Source organism: Shewanella sp. 5_MG-2023 (assembly GCF_030547465.1).
GTDB lineage: Bacteria > Pseudomonadota > Gammaproteobacteria > Enterobacterales > Shewanellaceae > Shewanella.
The window spans coordinates 137,353-152,624 of the sequence record NZ_JAUORC010000002.1 but is presented as its reverse complement, the minus strand read 5'-3'; the positions used below and the strand labels follow the sequence as shown (position 1 = coordinate 152,624).

Genomic DNA, 15,272 nt, shown 5'->3' with positions numbered 1-15,272 from the left:
AAATAGTCTTGACATAATATGTCTAAGTGCTATCTTTGAAACCTAAGACATAATATGTCAATAAGGACGAATATGAATATCCATAAGATTGCTAACCATTTGACAGAACTTGGCGACCTTAGCCATACCGGTTTGAAGTTTGATTGTTTTCCAATTGATGGTGATGTTGAAGTATTACAAGTCAACGTTGCTGGCCGTGAAGAATTACCGGTATTTGTATCGGTAACTGACAATCAAATCTTATGTATCAGTTATTTATGGGATGAGAGCGAAGTAAAAACTGAAACTCGTACCCAAATGTTTGAAACTATGCTTGAACTAAACATTCCAATGCCTTTGTCATCTTTTGCAAAAATTGATGATAAATATGTGGTTTACGGGGCGTTATCAGTCACCTCAAGCATGGAAGAGATCGAGCAGGAATTATCAGTATTGTCTGATAACTGTTTAGAAGTCATCGACGAACTTGTCGAATTTTTGAAGTAAGGAGCCATATCATGGGCATTTTAAATAAAATTTTAACGGCATTTCGTGGCGGCGCAAATGAAGTCGGCCAAACTATTGTTGATGCAAACTCTACTCGTATTTTTGAACAAGAAATTCGTGACGCAGAAAAGCATTTAACTAAAGCAAAACGTGAGTTAACTGACGTTATGGCGAAAGAAATGCAAGCAAGCCGTGAAATCGATCGCCTGAAACGCAGCATCACTGAGCACGAAGGTTATGCAACTCAAGCACTTGAAAAAGATAACGAAGCGTTAGCAATTGAAGTTGCTGAAAAAATCGCTCAGTTAGATCAAGAGCTAGCAGAACACGAAACAGCGAACAGCAGCTATTCTGCACATGCTTTACGCTTAAAAGAATTAGTGAAGAAAACCGAGCGTCAATTAACTGATTATCAACGTCAGCTAAGCATGGTTAAAACCACTGAAAGCGTACAAAAAGCCACCGCGACTATTACTGATTCATTTGCATCAAGTAACTCAAAGTTAATGAATGCAAAAGATTCACTAGAGCGTATTAAAGCTCGCCAGCAACAGTTTGATGATCGCCTACAAGCATCAGAAACCTTAGCTGAAGAGAATAGCGACAAGTCTTTACACGCTAAGCTAGCAGAAGCAGGAATTGGTGAGCAAAAGTCTAGTGCTAATGCTGTTTTAGAGCGTCTTAAAGCGAAAAAAGGTTAATTGACTATGGGATTTCTGCGTGGCCTATTTGGCAAGAAAGAAGCCCCTAAACGTCAGCTTGACCATGTGAACAAGCTACTCAAGGGAGATATGATCTCCCTTGATGATAGTTTTGCCTTACCTGAGCAACTACGTGGGCAGCAACTTAAAGTTGAAGCGATTCATACTTATGAATATGAACGTTCACAACAATGTGAGTGGTTACTTCGCGGTCACAGTGGCACCGCTATTTTCATGTCTTACATTGAAGAAGATGAAGCTTACTTAAGTTTCTCTGTCAAAGTAAATCGCTCTATCGTTGAGCAAATTTTTGATCTCGATGAATTCTCACAGTTATTTGAAGAGCCCGGTAATGCTGAGCTCAAAACACTACCGCTTTCAAATGAATTAGACAGTGAATACGCACGCTGGTTAAGTGATGCTTATCATCAAGTTGAATTTGCCACTTTTGGTTATTTCCATCGTCAAGATTACCGTGGTCAAAAGCCACCTCAAGATGATAGCAATCAACAACGAGGCGATGGCTTTGAAAGCTACTCATTAGTTGATAGCGATGAAAGCCACGCTGTGGATGTCGAAGTTTATGAAGGTGGCGATACTGAAGTCATGTTGACGCTATATCGCCCATTAACGGATATTCGCGAGTTTTGGCCGGCAAGCTAAGTTAAAGCGGTTTTAGGGAGTTAAACCAACCATGAGTAAAGGTAAATCGTTACCAGAAACCTGGATAAAAAATCAGCAAGCGGCCAAGGCAACCCAAGTCGCGTTTGATTTAGATGAAAAGTTTCAGTACCAGATCCGAAAAGCCGCCCTTGATGCAGGGGTCAGCCCTTCAGATCAAATTCGCTCAATACTTGGTTTAAGCGTCACTAAGCGCCCAAAAAGGCCCAGATTAACCGTATCGTTAAGCCAAGATGATTACGTCTTACTAGCCCAGCGATACGGGTTAAATTCAGATGCACAACTTGAAATTAAAAAGCGCGTTTTAGATGATTTAGTGCAATTTGTAGACGAATAGCTGATGTTTGGATTTTAAAAAACACGCCTTGTTTAAGGCGTGTTTTTTTATGGCTGCAATTAAGGTTTACGCCATACCCCATGATTGGTAGCATCACTGCATTGCTTTTGCAAAACGGATTTGTATCGATGATAGATAAAAAACGCTGGTCATTAAAAACCTTAAATGGTCCCAGCCCTTTCGAACTGGCGATGATGGTGTTATCGCTTTTTTCAGTCTTTATTGTGATTATGCTGACTTTCAGCAAAATAGATCCTGAAACCAGACGGGTATTATTGTTTATTGATACCAGTATCTGCCTCTTGTTTATGTCGCGCTTTTTTTATGAACTTTTTAAAGCCCCAAGTAAGAAGTTTTATTTAAAACATCACTGGATTGATTTTGTTGCCAGCATCCCTGCAATTGAAGCACTGCGTATCGCCCGTGTTTTCCAAATATTACGGGTGATCAGATTAATTCGTGCCACACGCACACTAATCATTCCGCTATTAAGACAAAGCAAACAAACCACCTTAGCCGGGTTATTAGTGGCAATGGTGTTTATTTTGGGCGCAGCTTCCGTGCTAATTTTATTAGTTGAAACTGGGGTTGAAGGCGCCAACATTCAAACTGCCGAGCAAGCCATTTGGTGGGCATTAGTGACCATATCAACCGTGGGTTATGGTGATTTTTATCCAGTTAGCACAATTGGCCATATCATTGGCGCGATTGTAATTATTAGTGGCGTGAGTTTTTTTGGGGTGATTTCTGGTTACATGGCATCGGTTTTTGTCGCGCCAGACAGCAATGAACGTGAAGAGCGTGAAGAAACTAATAAACAGGATATCAAATCTGCATTAGAGCAAGCATTGGAGCGTATGGAGCAAAACCAGCAACAAATGGAAAAAAACCAGCGTCAAATGCTTGATGAAATAGCCATTTTAAAACAGCAGCTTATAGACAAGAATTAACCAGCACTCACCACATTCGGAGTATTTCATCTATAAAAAAATAAGGCCTATCAACTGATAGGCCTTATGTTTAAATGTTTAGCTTACCAGTATGGCTGGTTTTTTAAGGCACTTTTACGAGAATGCTCCATGGCAAACAGCAAACTAGCCTCTTTATCTTCAAGCCAACGGCCAATATCCACGTCGGTCTCTGCAGTCAGTTTAGCCAACAATTGATAACAACCTAAGGTTTGAATACCTAAGGCTAAATCTTGCCAAGGCGCTCTGAATGCTTCGCGGTCTTCTGCTTGATACAATTCACCATAAGCAAACCCCACCAAGATACTTTCATCTAAGCAATGGGCCACTTTTTGATAATCAAGGCTATCCATTGCCGCGCTCATTGGCATTACATCTACAATCCGCTGCCATGAATCTTGTTGTAAACGATTAGCAAACACACCCAATTCAGGATAATCCACTAAGCGGTGGGAACCATTGGCAGTTTTTAATAATAAATCCACTAATTCAAGCTGTAATTGACCGTATTCAGGTTTAAGCCAAAAAGCCTCGAGATTATTATCAGCAACAAGCTTAGCCGCACTGGCTTTAGCTAATGCCTTTAGCGGCGCTTTATTAATGGATTTACCGAATAAGTTTTGACGCTCATCAATAATTAAACTGAGGCTTTGCAGCGGCTCAATAAATTGTAGTTGTTGCTCTAACGTGTCGAAGTAACTGAGCACTTGTGAATTCAATAATCCAAATTGGCTTAGAGTCAGTCGCAACAATCGAATACAAGCCCGCAGTTGCATCCATAATTGTGCTTGCTGAGAAATTTCATCACTATCAAGCAAGATTGATTCAATGATCTGCCAGCGTTCGATGCCCGACTCTAATAATACTTCCAAGGTTTTTGATAAACTTTTATCGCTGGGTAAGCGAATATAATCGATGCTCTTTAATGATTGCGCTTGTGAGTGACCTGAAAGTAAATAGCCGCGCTGGGCTTTACTCGCTTTACCTAATCTCACCGGAACATGACGAGCAACGTCAATAGCCAACTGCAATAGCGCTGACGTGTCACCAGCTAACAGTTCAAACTCCACTTCACAAATGGGATCGGCTTTGCCGTTAGCCAGGACATTACCGGTATCAAATGCAATCTCAACTAAACTATCGCCAATATAAACATGCCATGATTGACGGCAAAAATTAGTTTCAAAAATACAGCTGATTTCAGCTTGCAGCTCACTAACCAGCATTTCTTGCGGCCAAATGGTGTCAGGAAATAATGCCAGTTCGGGGAAATCTTGCTCAATAGCCACATTATATTCGGGCCGAGAGTGAATACCGCCAATAACTTTGCCCGCAGTTTTAATGGTTTGCTCGGTATACTTTTCAGTTTGGCGTACCCTAAGCCCCATCAAATGTTGTCTTAATTGTAATTGAGGTGTATCAAAGTATTTGTTTGATAACTGACAAGTTTCTTGAGGGGTAGCGCCGTCCAATTCATTCAGTAATTTTACCAATAAATCATGGTATTGTGGCTGTATAAACAGCTTAAGTTCTATCTCAGAGTCCATTGACTTCTTTTTCACCTTGTCATTAAATCTTCATTAATGCGTCATAATTAGTTCATAATGTCACATTAGTGTAATAAAAATCCCTTAGGATAGCGTTACTCAGTTCTATATACTGACTAATATCAACTGTAGATTAAATTAAAAACACAGTTTCATTATGTGGACGCTTAAGGTAACATGCGCCCGCTTTTCCAAAATTGGAATCATTAAATAGGTTAACCGCAATGCCAGTAAACTCTATTTTAGGAGTGTTTGCAAAATCACCCCTTAAGCCCTTAGAACAGCATATCGACAAAGTTCATGAATGTGCAGTACTACTTGTACCATTCTTTGACGCAACGACCTCAGGTGACTGGGATGAAGCGGTCAAAGTCCGTAAGCAAATAAGCTTACTTGAAAATGAGGCAGATACGCTAAAGCGTGAGATCCGCCTTACCCTTCCTAGTGGGTTGTTTATGCCAGTAGAGCGTACTGACTTGCTTGAGTTATTAACTCAACAAGACAAAATCGCTAACAAGGCAAAAGACATCTCCGGCCGTATTATTGGTCGCCAATTAGTTTTCCCTCAACAAGTGCAAGCACCGTTTAAAGCTTACCTCAAACGTTGTTTAGATGCTGTCTCTCTTGCTAAGCAAGCAATTAACGAACTCGATGACCTTCTCGAAACAGGTTTTAGAGGACGTGAAGTCGAATTAGTCGCCAAAATGATCAATGAATTAGATCGTATTGAAGCTGATTCAGATGATTTGCAAATCCAAGTACGTCGCTTACTACTAAGCTTGGAAGCAGATTTGAATCCTATCGATGTCATGTTTATGTACAAGATTATCGAATGGGTTGGAGGCTTGGCAGATTTAGCCGAGCGTGTAGGCTCTCGCCTAGAGCTAATGTTAGCTCGCAGTTCATAACTAAAAAGGTTATCAAGGAAACAACATGGTTGATGTATTAGTCACCAATGGCCCAATGCTTATTGGTATTGCGGCTGTATTTGGATTTTTGATGGCATGGGGTATTGGCGCAAACGATGTCGCTAATGCTATGGGAACCTCTGTGGGTTCTAATGCTATCACTATTAAACAAGCTATTATCATTGCAATGATCTTCGAATTCGCAGGTGCATACCTTGCGGGTGGCGAAGTGACCAGCACAATTCGTAAAGGGATTATTGACGCGAGTTATTTCGTCGATTCACCTGAATTACTGGTTTACGGCATGATAGGTTCTCTACTTGCTGCAGGTATTTGGCTGATCCTAGCCTCAGCGCTAGGTTGGCCTGTATCTACGACTCACTCTATTATTGGCGCTATTGTTGGCTTTGCTGCAGTAGGTGTTAGCGTAGATTCTGTTGAATGGGGCAAGGTTGTTGGCATTGTCGGCTCTTGGGTTGTGACTCCTGCGATATCCGGTTTCATCGCCTTTATGATCTTCCAAAGTGTTCAAAAACTCATTTTTAACACTGATGATCCGTTAGCCAACGCTAAGCGTTATGTACCTTTCTACATGGCTTTTGCAGGCTTTGTGATGTCACTTGTGACTATTACTAAAGGTTTGAAGCATGTTGGATTGCACTTTTCAACTGCTGAAGCCTATGGCTTAGCCGCTATTGTTGCCGTTGTTATTGGTATCTTTGGTAAGATTATGATCGGCCGCTTAAACATGAGCACCGACGTTAATCGCCAAACTGAATATGCAAATGTAGAAAAAGTATTTGCTATCTTAATGGTAGTTACCGCTTGTTGTATGGCATTTGCTCACGGTTCAAATGACGTTGCTAACGCCATTGGCCCATTAGCAGCTGTAGTTTCAGTTGTTAACAGCGGCGGTGAAATTGGCTCTAAAGCGGCTTTAGCTTGGTGGATTTTACCATTAGGTGCGGTTGGTATTGTGATGGGTCTAGCTATCTTTGGTAAGCGTGTAATGCAAACCATTGGTAAAAACATCACTCACTTAACCCCAAGCCGTGGTTTTGCTGCTGAACTTGCTGCAGCATCAACAGTTGTTATTGCATCAGGTACCGGTTTACCTATCTCGACAACTCAAACACTAGTTGGTGCGGTATTAGGTGTGGGTATGGCTCGTGGTATTGCCGCAATTAATATCGGTGTAGTACGTAACATCGTTGTTTCTTGGGTTGTTACCTTACCTGCGGGTGCGGCATTATCTATCCTGTTCTTCTTCACCATCAAAGGGGTATTTAGCTAATAACTCGTCAGTTATTAAGCTAACCACGCAAAAGCCGGTCATATTAATGTCCGGCTTTTTTGTTTCAAATAGCAAACTTTCGTTAATCAGCGGGCTAATTATTCGCTTCATTTAGCCAAAGCATAACGTTTTACGCATAATCCCATTAGATTAATCAGTAATATCGCTTATTTGAATAAGACTTTTGCGTTCTTCCTTGCAATCAAGTCGCTAAATAAATAGCATGACGGGTAGTTCTAATGGTATGGAAAAATAACGTGTTAAGAATGTTCACAATGGTAGTATTACTACTGCTCTCAAATGGCTTAATGGCGCAACAAGCGACGCATTTCATTACCGATGATGTCGATATTTACATGCATAGTGGTCCAGGGACTCAATACCGTATTTTAGGCACCATCGAAGCAGGCCAATCAGTTACCTTATTAAACGAAAGCCAAAACGATTACAGTAAAATTCGTGATCATAAAAACCGTGAAGGTTGGGTGATTTCTGAGTTAGTTAAAAAAGGCACCGGCCTTAGAAACCGTTTGCCAATTGTTGAAGCAGAACTCGCTAAAGCCAAGCAAACTTTAGCGCAGCTAGATCAAAGCTCTGAGTCTGTAACCCAACAGCTAACAGCAGCTAACCAACAGATTTTATCTCTAGAATCAGAGCTTGCTAGCGCATCTCAACAGCGCGACCATGCGATTAAAGAATTGAATGCGATTCAAGATAATGCTCAATCAAGAATGTGGCAACAAGGCGCATTAATTGCTGGATTAGGCGCCTTAATCGGTATTTTCCTAGTCTATCTACCAAGACCACAACGTAAGAAGAACAGCCGCTGGATGTAGTCCTAGCTCAATTACGCGACTTATCTTACCTGAAAAGCCAATGCCATTGCATTGGCTTTTTTGTTTCTGCTTTTTGAGCTTACGCTGGCAACAAAAGCACAACATTTACCCCCTCAAAAAAGTCGTTATTTTGCCTGCAAGAGGTATAAAAAACACCTAGGCTATATTTCATCATCACAACTGACACTAAATCTTGCTCAACATCACATTTTAATCGTATACTCGCCTCGATTTCGTACATTGTATACAAAATAAAAAACATCATAATAAACATCTTGTTTACAAAGTTAGTAAACAGCTCAAGACGGAATGAAAATTATGTTCAATGCCAGTGAAGTCCTAAACGGTCATTACAATAATGCTAGCTTAGATGAGCTATTCTCAGCCATAACTAATAATTACATCGTTGATGAAGAACTGTATTTATCTGAGCTTATTAAATTAGTGCCATCGTCTGATACTGAAATTAAGCAAATCACTGATAAAGCCCATCAACTGGTCTTGAAAGTGCGCCAATTTGAAAAGAAAGGCCTAATGATTGGCATTGATGCTTTCTTGCAGCAATACAGCTTAGAAACTCAAGAAGGCATTATCTTGATGTGTCTTGCTGAAGCATTATTGCGTATCCCTGATGCCGCTACTGCAGATGCCTTAATCGAAGATAAGCTCTCTGGCGCTAAGTGGGATGCGCACTTAAGTAAAAGTGATTCAGTGTTAGTTAACGCATCCACTTGGGGCTTAATGCTCACAGGTAAAATCGTTAAGTTAGATAAAAACATCGACGGCAAACCTAGTAACTTGCTAAACCGTTTAGTTAATCGTGTTGGTGAGCCTGTTATTCGTCAAGCAATGAATGCCGCGATGAAGATTATGGGTAAACAGTTTGTGTTGGGACAAACGGTTAAAGAGGCCCTTAAAAACAGTGTTGCTAAGCGCCAGCAAGGTTACACCCACAGCTATGATATGCTCGGTGAAGCCGCGTTAACCGCTAAAGATGCACATAAGTATTACACTGAATATAGCCATGCGATTGCTGAATTAGGCGCACAAGAATACGATCTATCAAGCGCTCCTCGCCCCACAATCTCAATCAAATTATCGGCGCTGCATCCACGCTATGAAGTCGCCAATGAATCACGTGTACTCAGTGAATTATATGACACTGTCATTAAACTCATCGTGCAAGCGCGCGAGCTCAACATCGGTATTTCAATCGATGCCGAAGAAATGGATCGCCTTGAATTATCACTCAAGTTATTCCAGAAGCTATATAACGCCAACGAAACTCAAGGTTGGGGCTTACTGGGGATTGTGGTTCAAGCCTACTCAAAACGTGCCCTGCCGGTATTATGTTGGTTAACTAAGTTATCCCGCGAGCAAGGCGATGAAATTCCAGTGAGACTAGTAAAAGGCGCTTATTGGGACAGTGAGTTAAAATGGGCTCAGCAAGCTGGCGACGGTGGCTACCCACTTTACACTCGCAAAGCCGGCACGGACGTATCATATTTAGCCTGTGCTCGTTATTTACTCTCTGACGCCACTACAGGCGCCATATACCCGCAATTTGCCACCCATAATGCCCAAACAGTTGCCAGTATCAGTGCGATGGGCGCGAATCGTCACTATGAGTTCCAGCGCCTACATGGCATGGGTGAAGAGCTCTACGACACTATGCTGGCTGAAAGTGGCGCAAAATCCGTGCGTATCTACGCGCCTATTGGTGCCCATAAAGATCTACTGCCTTATCTGGTAAGGCGCCTATTAGAAAACGGCGCTAACACCTCGTTTGTTCACAAATTAGTGGACCCGAAAACCCCTATCGAAAGCTTAGTGGTGCATCCATTAACCACTTTAAAAGCTTATAAAACTTTAGCTAATAACAAAATTGTTCTGCCGGAAGATATTTTTGGTATAGAACGTAAAAACTCTAAAGGATTAAACATGAACATCATTTCTGAGTCTGCGCCATTTTTTGCCGGCGTTGACCAATTTAACGATACCCAATGGACTGCTGGGCCATTAGTCAATGGCGAGACCTTAAGCGGCGAAACCAAAAATGTACTCAGCCCATTTGACACCACTAAAACGGTGGGACAAGTAGCTTTTGCCAATAATCAGGCAATTGAAGCTGCATTAAGTTCTGCCCATGGCGCTTTTCATCGTTGGAGTCATACCCCCGTTGAGCAGCGTGCATCTGCACTGCAAAAACTGGCTGACTTACTTGAAGAGAACCGCGAAGAGCTGATTGCCCTTTGTACTCGTGAAGCAGGTAAAAGCTTACAAGATGGCATTGATGAAGTCCGTGAAGCAGTAGATTTTTGTCGCTACTATGCTATTCAAGCCAAGAAAATGATGGCGGCGCCAACTTTGCTTCCTGGGCCGACGGGTGAATTAAATGAACTATTCATTCAAGGCCGCGGCATCTTTGTTTGTATTAGCCCTTGGAACTTCCCATTAGCGATTTTCTTGGGCCAAGTTACTGCGGCGCTAGCTGCTGGTAATACCGTGATTGCCAAACCCGCTGAGCAAACTTCATTAGTAGGTTACCGCGCAGTGCAATTAGCTCATGAAGCAGGCATTCCTGTCGATGTACTGCAGTTCTTACCAGGCACTGGCGCTACTGTTGGCGCAGCGATCACCGCTGATGAACGTATTGGCGGTGTGTGCTTTACTGGTTCAACCGGCACTGCTAAATTGATTAACCGCACATTAGCTAATCGTGAAGGTGCTATCATTCCGCTCATCGCTGAAACTGGCGGTCAAAATGCGATGATAGTTGACTCGACCTCACAAGCAGAACAAGTGGTTGCAGATGTGGTTTCATCGTCGTTTACCAGTGCAGGCCAGCGCTGCTCGGCATTGCGAGTGCTGTTCTTACAAGAAGATATTGCCGATCGCGTATTAGATGTAATGCAAGGCGCGATGGAAGAGCTCAGTATTGGTAACCCAAGCTTTGTTCAAACTGACGTTGGCCCTGTGATTGATGCCACTGCAAAAGCGAACCTAAATGCCCATATTGATCATATCTCGCAAGTTGGTAAGTTAATTAAGAAAATCAACTTACCCGCAGGCACTGAAAATGGCCACTTTGTGTCGCCAACAGCGGTAGAAATTGATTCAATTAAAGTGCTTGAGAAAGAACATTTCGGGCCAATTTTGCACGTTATTCGTTATAAAGCCGCTAATTTAGCCGCGGTTATTGACGAGATAAACAGCACCGGCTTTGGTCTTACTTTAGGAATTCATAGCCGCAATGAAGGCCATGCGTTAAATCTTGCAGACAAGGTTGATGTGGGTAACGTCTATATTAATCGTAACCAAATTGGCGCAGTAGTGGGTGTACAGCCTTTTGGCGGTCAAGGTTTATCAGGTACTGGCCCCAAAGCAGGCGGACCACACTACCTTACTCGTTTTATTACTGAAAAAACCCGCACCAACAATATTACTGCCATTGGCGGTAACGCGACGTTATTGTCCCTTGGTGATGCTGAAGACTAATAATTAGCAGGTTTGAAACCATAAAAATGCCCGCAGCTGCGGGCATTTTTTGTTCAAGCTATTTTATTTAGGTTAATAGTGTTCAAGCTAATAGTATTTACCGATAAAACCATCAACGGCTTACCATTAAGTAAGCAGGTATCACTTGAATCGCCATAACAAAGCCCAATCGAGACAAGGATAGGCCTTAGCACTGCTTATAAAGCTAAGCTTTCTTTTTCAGCAGCAGTTTTACGCTCAGGGCTTGTCTTAACATGGGTTAAGTACAAAGGTAAGCCCACGAGTAAAAAGCCGCCGACTAAATTACCTAATGCCGTTGGGATTTCATTCCACAATAGGTAGTCGCTAACAGTAAAGTCACCGCCCATGATCATTGAAAATGGAAATAGGAACATATTAACGATTGAATGCTCAAAACCCATAAAGAAGAACAGCATCACAGGCATCCACATTGCAGCCATTTTGCCGCTCACTGAGGTTGAGATCATAGCGCCTACCACTCCCATAGACACCATCCAGTTACACAACATGCCGCGAATAAAAATAGTAAACCAGCCTGCCACGCCATGCTCTTGATACCCTAACGTACGTGACTCACCAATTGAGCTCACTTTAGCCGCTAATACTCCACCGTCAGTGTTGTAACCATAAGTCAGGATATAGGATGCAAAAAATGCCACGGTTAACGCGCCGGCAAAATTCCCCACAAACACTAACCCCCAATTCCTAAAAAGTTGCTCCCAGGTACATCCCGGTCGCTTGTTAAGGACAGCTAAAGGCACCAAGGTAAATACACCTGTCAGCAAATCAAACTTCATCAGATACAACATAATAAACCCAACCGGGAATAATAATGATCCGACTAACAAGCTACCTGTTTTCACGATAACGGTAATGGCAAAAAAAGCGGCAAGTCCCAGTATCGCGCCAGCCATAAATGCCCTAACTAATGTATCTCGTGTCGACATGAAGATTTTTTGCTCCCCAGCATCTACCATCTTGGTAGCAAACTCCTTTGGCTCGATATATGACATAGTGCATTCCCTATAGTTATGTAGTTGACTGCTAATAAGCCAACTTCATACCAAGGTTGATAAATACTTATAAATCAACACCCTAATCTAATTAGATTTTTTAAAAATGGTTGTAAGTAGTGCAAGCTGCACCTAGATAGCGCAAAAAAGCCATTATTGAAAGGCCGTATTTAGCATCAAGTTTGTCTCGCTAAATGAAGCGTAATGAGCAAGTTAGTGGTTGTTGCGGCGGATAAGTGAGTCTTCGTTAAGACTCAAATGGTACCAATAATCGAATATGGTTATTGTAGTGACTAGCAATAGCTTGATGACTAAATGGCTAAATGGCAATATTCATTTTAAGCTCTAACTTGTATGGCAGCGCTGATAACTTTTGCTTGAGATTTTGCTGAAATACTTTGATATCACCGGTCTTTATAATTGACTCTTCACTAGGTACGACATTGATATCAATTCTAAGCTCATTTCCCACTTTGACGACACTGCCTAAATGCAGGGTTTCTTGGCTATCAACTTCTTTCATGCCTTTGGATACTTCTGCAATCAGTTCTTGTTGTGGTGCCATTTGCAATAGCTCTTTGACCGCTTGACTCACCATAGAAAAAGGAACTTTCAAAAAGTAAGCTGAAATTAATATCATCATGAGTGGATCGGCATAACCTGCATATTGAGCCAGCGAAGTTTGCGTTAAGCCCCATGCGATAACAAACCCCAGCGTAATAGCCATGCTGAGCAAAGTATCCATCTGCCACTGCTTAGTTTCTGCTTCAATTAACCCTGAGTGCGACTCGCGGCTCATTTGGGTTATTTTCCACCAAGCAAAACCACAACCAAGGGTATTTATCAGCCCGAAAACACTCGCGACACCAATGTCTAACGGCTTGACACCTTGTATTAAACTATCGATTGCCCCAAACAGTGAATAAATCACTAGACTCATAATCACCACACCTTTGATCGCAATAACAATAGGTTCAAACATCGCCTTACCATTGGGAAAACGCTTATCTTTCGGGGAATGGATAAGCTTAGCGGCGAGCAGTGACAAAATAGTTAACAGCAAACTAATTAACGAGTATAAACCATCAAAGGCTATGACTAAGGAACCCAATATCAGCCCAACCGCCAAGCCGCCTACAGCAAACATCAGCGCAAATACTGAAGACAGTATCAACACTTTTTGCTCTATTGCTTGAGATGGCACACACATATGAATTCCTCATAAAATTAATCATTTACCCGTATAGGTAATTGAGTACAGTTTGGCATTCTGTATTAAATCAGCAATGACAAACTCAACGTCTGTGAGGTTATTTTGATAGTAATATTATTATAGCAAGGCTATTCAATGACTTAGTTTAGCAACCATCTGTCAATTATATTGACAGTGAGTGCTTGGCATGAATCCGAAATAACACGAATAAGCTAATACAAAGGTGATAGCTGGTTATTGAAATGGACCAGTTGAACAGTTTGATTTAATGACCCATCGAGGATGGGCTTATCATGAACACAAGATTAAAAAGCAAATAGATAGTCATTTAACTGATCGGCTAACCAGTTTGTCGCGGGATGCTCATTAAGGCCACTTGCTGCAAACATGCAATAGTCTTCCTGCAATAAACCGTAAGTATGCTTAATCACCGCAATGGATTGCTGCCTCAATAAATGTTTAATCAAGGGTTCAGGCATTACACCCCAAGCATCTTCAGTTTGAATGGAGCTAAGAATGTAATCAAAACTTGAAAAACCAATATAGTTACGGGAAAAAGGCTGTAATTCAGGATTGGACTTTTCATTTAAATATACCATTGATGCTTGCATGGCGCTGCGCAAGTCTTCATCTGACACTCGGCGTTTTGCTGCCAAGGGGTGGTCATGACGGCACACTGACATCATGCGAATTTTACCTAAAGGATGTGATGTCACCATGGCACTATCAGTGCTTTCATAGTCAATTCCAAAAGCAAAATTAACTTGCTCAGTTTCAACTAAATTGGCCAGATCGCCGGTGGAGGCCAGCACAATATTAAATGAGGTTGCTGGAAAGTGATTATTAAGCTGATGAGTCAACTCTAACCAAATATCGTCAGGTAAAGAGTCGTCACGGGCAATCCATACTTCTGCAGCAAACTCACCTTTAACTTGACGACAGGTTTGGCGGATCCGCTGCGCCGCTGTCAGCATACTTTGGCAATCTTTATAAATAGCCTTACCTGCTTCGGACAATGTGACTTGGTTACCGGTGCGATCAAATAATGCGGTATCGAGATCTTTTTCCATCGCTTTAATCGCCATGGTCATTTTGGTGCGATTCTGTTCTGTTTGTCTCGCCGCTTCTGACACAGAGCCCAGCTCTGCGACCAAACAAAAAGCTTCAATTTGCGAAAGTGTCAGTGCCATTATTATTCCTATAGTGAGGCTACCTCGCTAAGATAGCCTATTGCTTTGTGCCACAACAGTACGCTTTATCAATTTCGCTAGTCAGTTATCGGTTATCAACATAGCTTAGGCAATGCTAACCATCTTAAGGGAAAAAATGAAATCTAAAATTACAGCGGATATGGGAGTTTGAGGCAGGAAAGTGAGGTAGTAAAAGGCAGCTTGATAACAATCCTAATAACCATCAAGCCCTCACAGGCAATATTCGCACTATTGACTATCAAACAAACCGTTGCGCTTTAAACCTCGATGAACGTTTTTACATAACTTGGCAAATTTTTCTAAATCGCCAAAGCTCGGGGTGGCATTATTGTCCAGCGATGATTGCCAATAACTCACTTCACTATCAACAATTTCAAGCAGTTTTTTGGGACAGCCAATACAGCTACTATTAAAACCACATACGGCTAAAGCAGGATCATCTAAGGGAAAGGTATCTTTAACTTGGTTTATAAGTTGCTGCATTGCAGTCATTCTATCTGGTTTCATCATCAAGGGGCTCTTGCATCAATGAACGCCGATAATATTGCAGCGGCTGTT

14 protein-coding genes are annotated in these 15,272 nt (G+C 41.8%); 9 read left to right on the top strand and 5 right to left on the bottom strand.

Annotated features, from left to right (window positions below):
• The first annotated feature begins 72 nt into the window (after positions 1 to 72).
• From Q4557_RS01585 to Q4557_RS01565, 5 genes are all read left to right on the top strand, one after another.
• Complete coding sequence (locus tag Q4557_RS01585) at positions 73 to 486, top strand: YjfI family protein (RefSeq protein WP_076539733.1); 414 nt, start codon at positions 73 to 75, stop codon at positions 484 to 486.
• Positions 487 to 497: 11 nt separating this feature from the next.
• Entirely contained in the window at positions 498 to 1,187 is a 690-nt protein-coding gene (locus tag Q4557_RS01580) for a PspA/IM30 family protein (protein WP_076539734.1), read from the top strand.
• A gap of 6 nt (positions 1,188 to 1,193) precedes the next feature.
• Positions 1,194 to 1,850 (top strand): hypothetical protein, encoded by a 657-nt coding sequence (locus tag Q4557_RS01575; RefSeq protein ID WP_102438557.1) that lies wholly within the window; start codon positions 1,194 to 1,196, stop codon positions 1,848 to 1,850.
• A 31-nt stretch (positions 1,851 to 1,881) separates the two neighbouring features.
• Positions 1,882 to 2,205 (top strand): hypothetical protein, encoded by a 324-nt coding sequence (locus tag Q4557_RS01570; protein WP_102438559.1) that lies wholly within the window; start codon positions 1,882 to 1,884, stop codon positions 2,203 to 2,205.
• A gap of 128 nt (positions 2,206 to 2,333) precedes the next feature.
• A complete protein-coding gene (locus tag Q4557_RS01565) occupies positions 2,334 to 3,155 on the top strand; it encodes an ion transporter (RefSeq protein ID WP_102438590.1) in 822 nt (273 codons plus the stop codon).
• Positions 3,156 to 3,238: 83 nt separating this feature from the next.
• Here Q4557_RS01565 and Q4557_RS01560 read toward each other — a convergent pair whose 3' ends face one another.
• Positions 3,239 to 4,720, bottom strand: coding sequence for an inorganic triphosphatase (locus Q4557_RS01560; RefSeq protein WP_102438561.1), 1,482 nt, complete (start codon positions 4,718 to 4,720; stop codon positions 3,239 to 3,241).
• 224 nt (positions 4,721 to 4,944) lie between these two features.
• Here Q4557_RS01560 and Q4557_RS01555 point away from each other — a divergent pair, with 224 nt between their 5' ends.
• The 4 genes from Q4557_RS01555 to putA all read left to right on the top strand — a co-directional run bounded on the left by Q4557_RS01555 (position 4,945) and on the right by putA (position 11,256).
• Positions 4,945 to 5,628, top strand: a complete 684-nt coding sequence (locus Q4557_RS01555) for a TIGR00153 family protein (protein ID WP_102438563.1) — start codon at positions 4,945 to 4,947, stop codon at positions 5,626 to 5,628.
• A gap of 25 nt (positions 5,629 to 5,653) precedes the next feature.
• Positions 5,654 to 6,922 (top strand): inorganic phosphate transporter, encoded by a 1,269-nt coding sequence (locus tag Q4557_RS01550; RefSeq protein ID WP_303410286.1) that lies wholly within the window; start codon positions 5,654 to 5,656, stop codon positions 6,920 to 6,922.
• A 266-nt stretch (positions 6,923 to 7,188) separates the two neighbouring features.
• Positions 7,189 to 7,758 (top strand): TIGR04211 family SH3 domain-containing protein, encoded by a 570-nt coding sequence (locus tag Q4557_RS01545; protein ID WP_241903522.1) that lies wholly within the window; start codon positions 7,189 to 7,191, stop codon positions 7,756 to 7,758.
• 309 nt (positions 7,759 to 8,067) lie between these two features.
• Positions 8,068 to 11,256: a bifunctional proline dehydrogenase/L-glutamate gamma-semialdehyde dehydrogenase PutA gene (gene putA, locus Q4557_RS01540; RefSeq protein WP_198590438.1), complete on the top strand. Its 3,189-nt coding sequence runs from the start codon at positions 8,068 to 8,070 to the stop codon at positions 11,254 to 11,256.
• Between the two features lie 197 nt (positions 11,257 to 11,453).
• On the opposite strand, the gene Q4557_RS01535 is transcribed toward putA, so the two are convergent.
• From Q4557_RS01535 to Q4557_RS01520, 4 genes are all read right to left on the bottom strand, one after another.
• A complete protein-coding gene (locus Q4557_RS01535) occupies positions 11,454 to 12,290 on the bottom strand; it encodes a formate/nitrite transporter family protein (RefSeq protein WP_076540465.1) in 837 nt (278 codons plus the stop codon).
• Positions 12,291 to 12,609: 319 nt separating this feature from the next.
• A complete protein-coding gene (locus Q4557_RS01530) occupies positions 12,610 to 13,500 on the bottom strand; it encodes a cation diffusion facilitator family transporter (RefSeq protein WP_303410281.1) in 891 nt (296 codons plus the stop codon).
• A 308-nt stretch (positions 13,501 to 13,808) separates the two neighbouring features.
• Entirely contained in the window at positions 13,809 to 14,693 is an 885-nt protein-coding gene (locus tag Q4557_RS01525) for a LysR family transcriptional regulator (protein ID WP_198589270.1), read from the bottom strand.
• A 249-nt stretch (positions 14,694 to 14,942) separates the two neighbouring features.
• Positions 14,943 to 15,224 carry a hypothetical protein gene (locus tag Q4557_RS01520; protein ID WP_347230778.1) on the bottom strand — a complete coding sequence of 94 codons (282 nt, stop codon included), beginning with the start codon at positions 15,222 to 15,224 and terminating at the stop codon, positions 14,943 to 14,945.
• Positions 15,225 to 15,272 lie beyond the last annotated feature (48 nt).

Excerpts from the sequence above, each read along its gene's own strand:
- Q4557_RS01585 (WP_076539733.1), top strand. The coding sequence starts at position 73 with ATGAATATCCATAAGATTGCTAACCATTTGACAGAACTTGGCGACCTT.
- Q4557_RS01580 (WP_076539734.1), top strand. The coding sequence starts at position 498 with ATGGGCATTTTAAATAAAATTTTAACGGCATTTCGTGGCGGCGCAAAT.
- Q4557_RS01575 (WP_102438557.1), top strand. The coding sequence starts at position 1,194 with ATGGGATTTCTGCGTGGCCTATTTGGCAAGAAAGAAGCCCCTAAACGT.
- Q4557_RS01570 (WP_102438559.1), top strand. The coding sequence starts at position 1,882 with ATGAGTAAAGGTAAATCGTTACCAGAAACCTGGATAAAAAATCAGCAA.
- Q4557_RS01565 (WP_102438590.1), top strand. The coding sequence starts at position 2,334 with ATGATAGATAAAAAACGCTGGTCATTAAAAACCTTAAATGGTCCCAGC.
- Q4557_RS01560 (WP_102438561.1), bottom strand. The coding sequence starts at position 4,720 with ATGGACTCTGAGATAGAACTTAAGCTGTTTATACAGCCACAATACCAT.
- Q4557_RS01555 (WP_102438563.1), top strand. The coding sequence starts at position 4,945 with ATGCCAGTAAACTCTATTTTAGGAGTGTTTGCAAAATCACCCCTTAAG.
- Q4557_RS01550 (WP_303410286.1), top strand. The coding sequence starts at position 5,654 with ATGGTTGATGTATTAGTCACCAATGGCCCAATGCTTATTGGTATTGCG.
- Q4557_RS01545 (WP_241903522.1), top strand. The coding sequence starts at position 7,189 with ATGTTCACAATGGTAGTATTACTACTGCTCTCAAATGGCTTAATGGCG.
- putA (WP_198590438.1), top strand. The coding sequence starts at position 8,068 with ATGAAAATTATGTTCAATGCCAGTGAAGTCCTAAACGGTCATTACAAT.
- Q4557_RS01535 (WP_076540465.1), bottom strand. The coding sequence starts at position 12,290 with ATGTCATATATCGAGCCAAAGGAGTTTGCTACCAAGATGGTAGATGCT.
- Q4557_RS01530 (WP_303410281.1), bottom strand. The coding sequence starts at position 13,500 with ATGTGTGTGCCATCTCAAGCAATAGAGCAAAAAGTGTTGATACTGTCT.
- Q4557_RS01525 (WP_198589270.1), bottom strand. The coding sequence starts at position 14,693 with ATGGCACTGACACTTTCGCAAATTGAAGCTTTTTGTTTGGTCGCAGAG.
- Q4557_RS01520 (WP_347230778.1), bottom strand. The coding sequence starts at position 15,224 with ATGATGAAACCAGATAGAATGACTGCAATGCAGCAACTTATAAACCAA.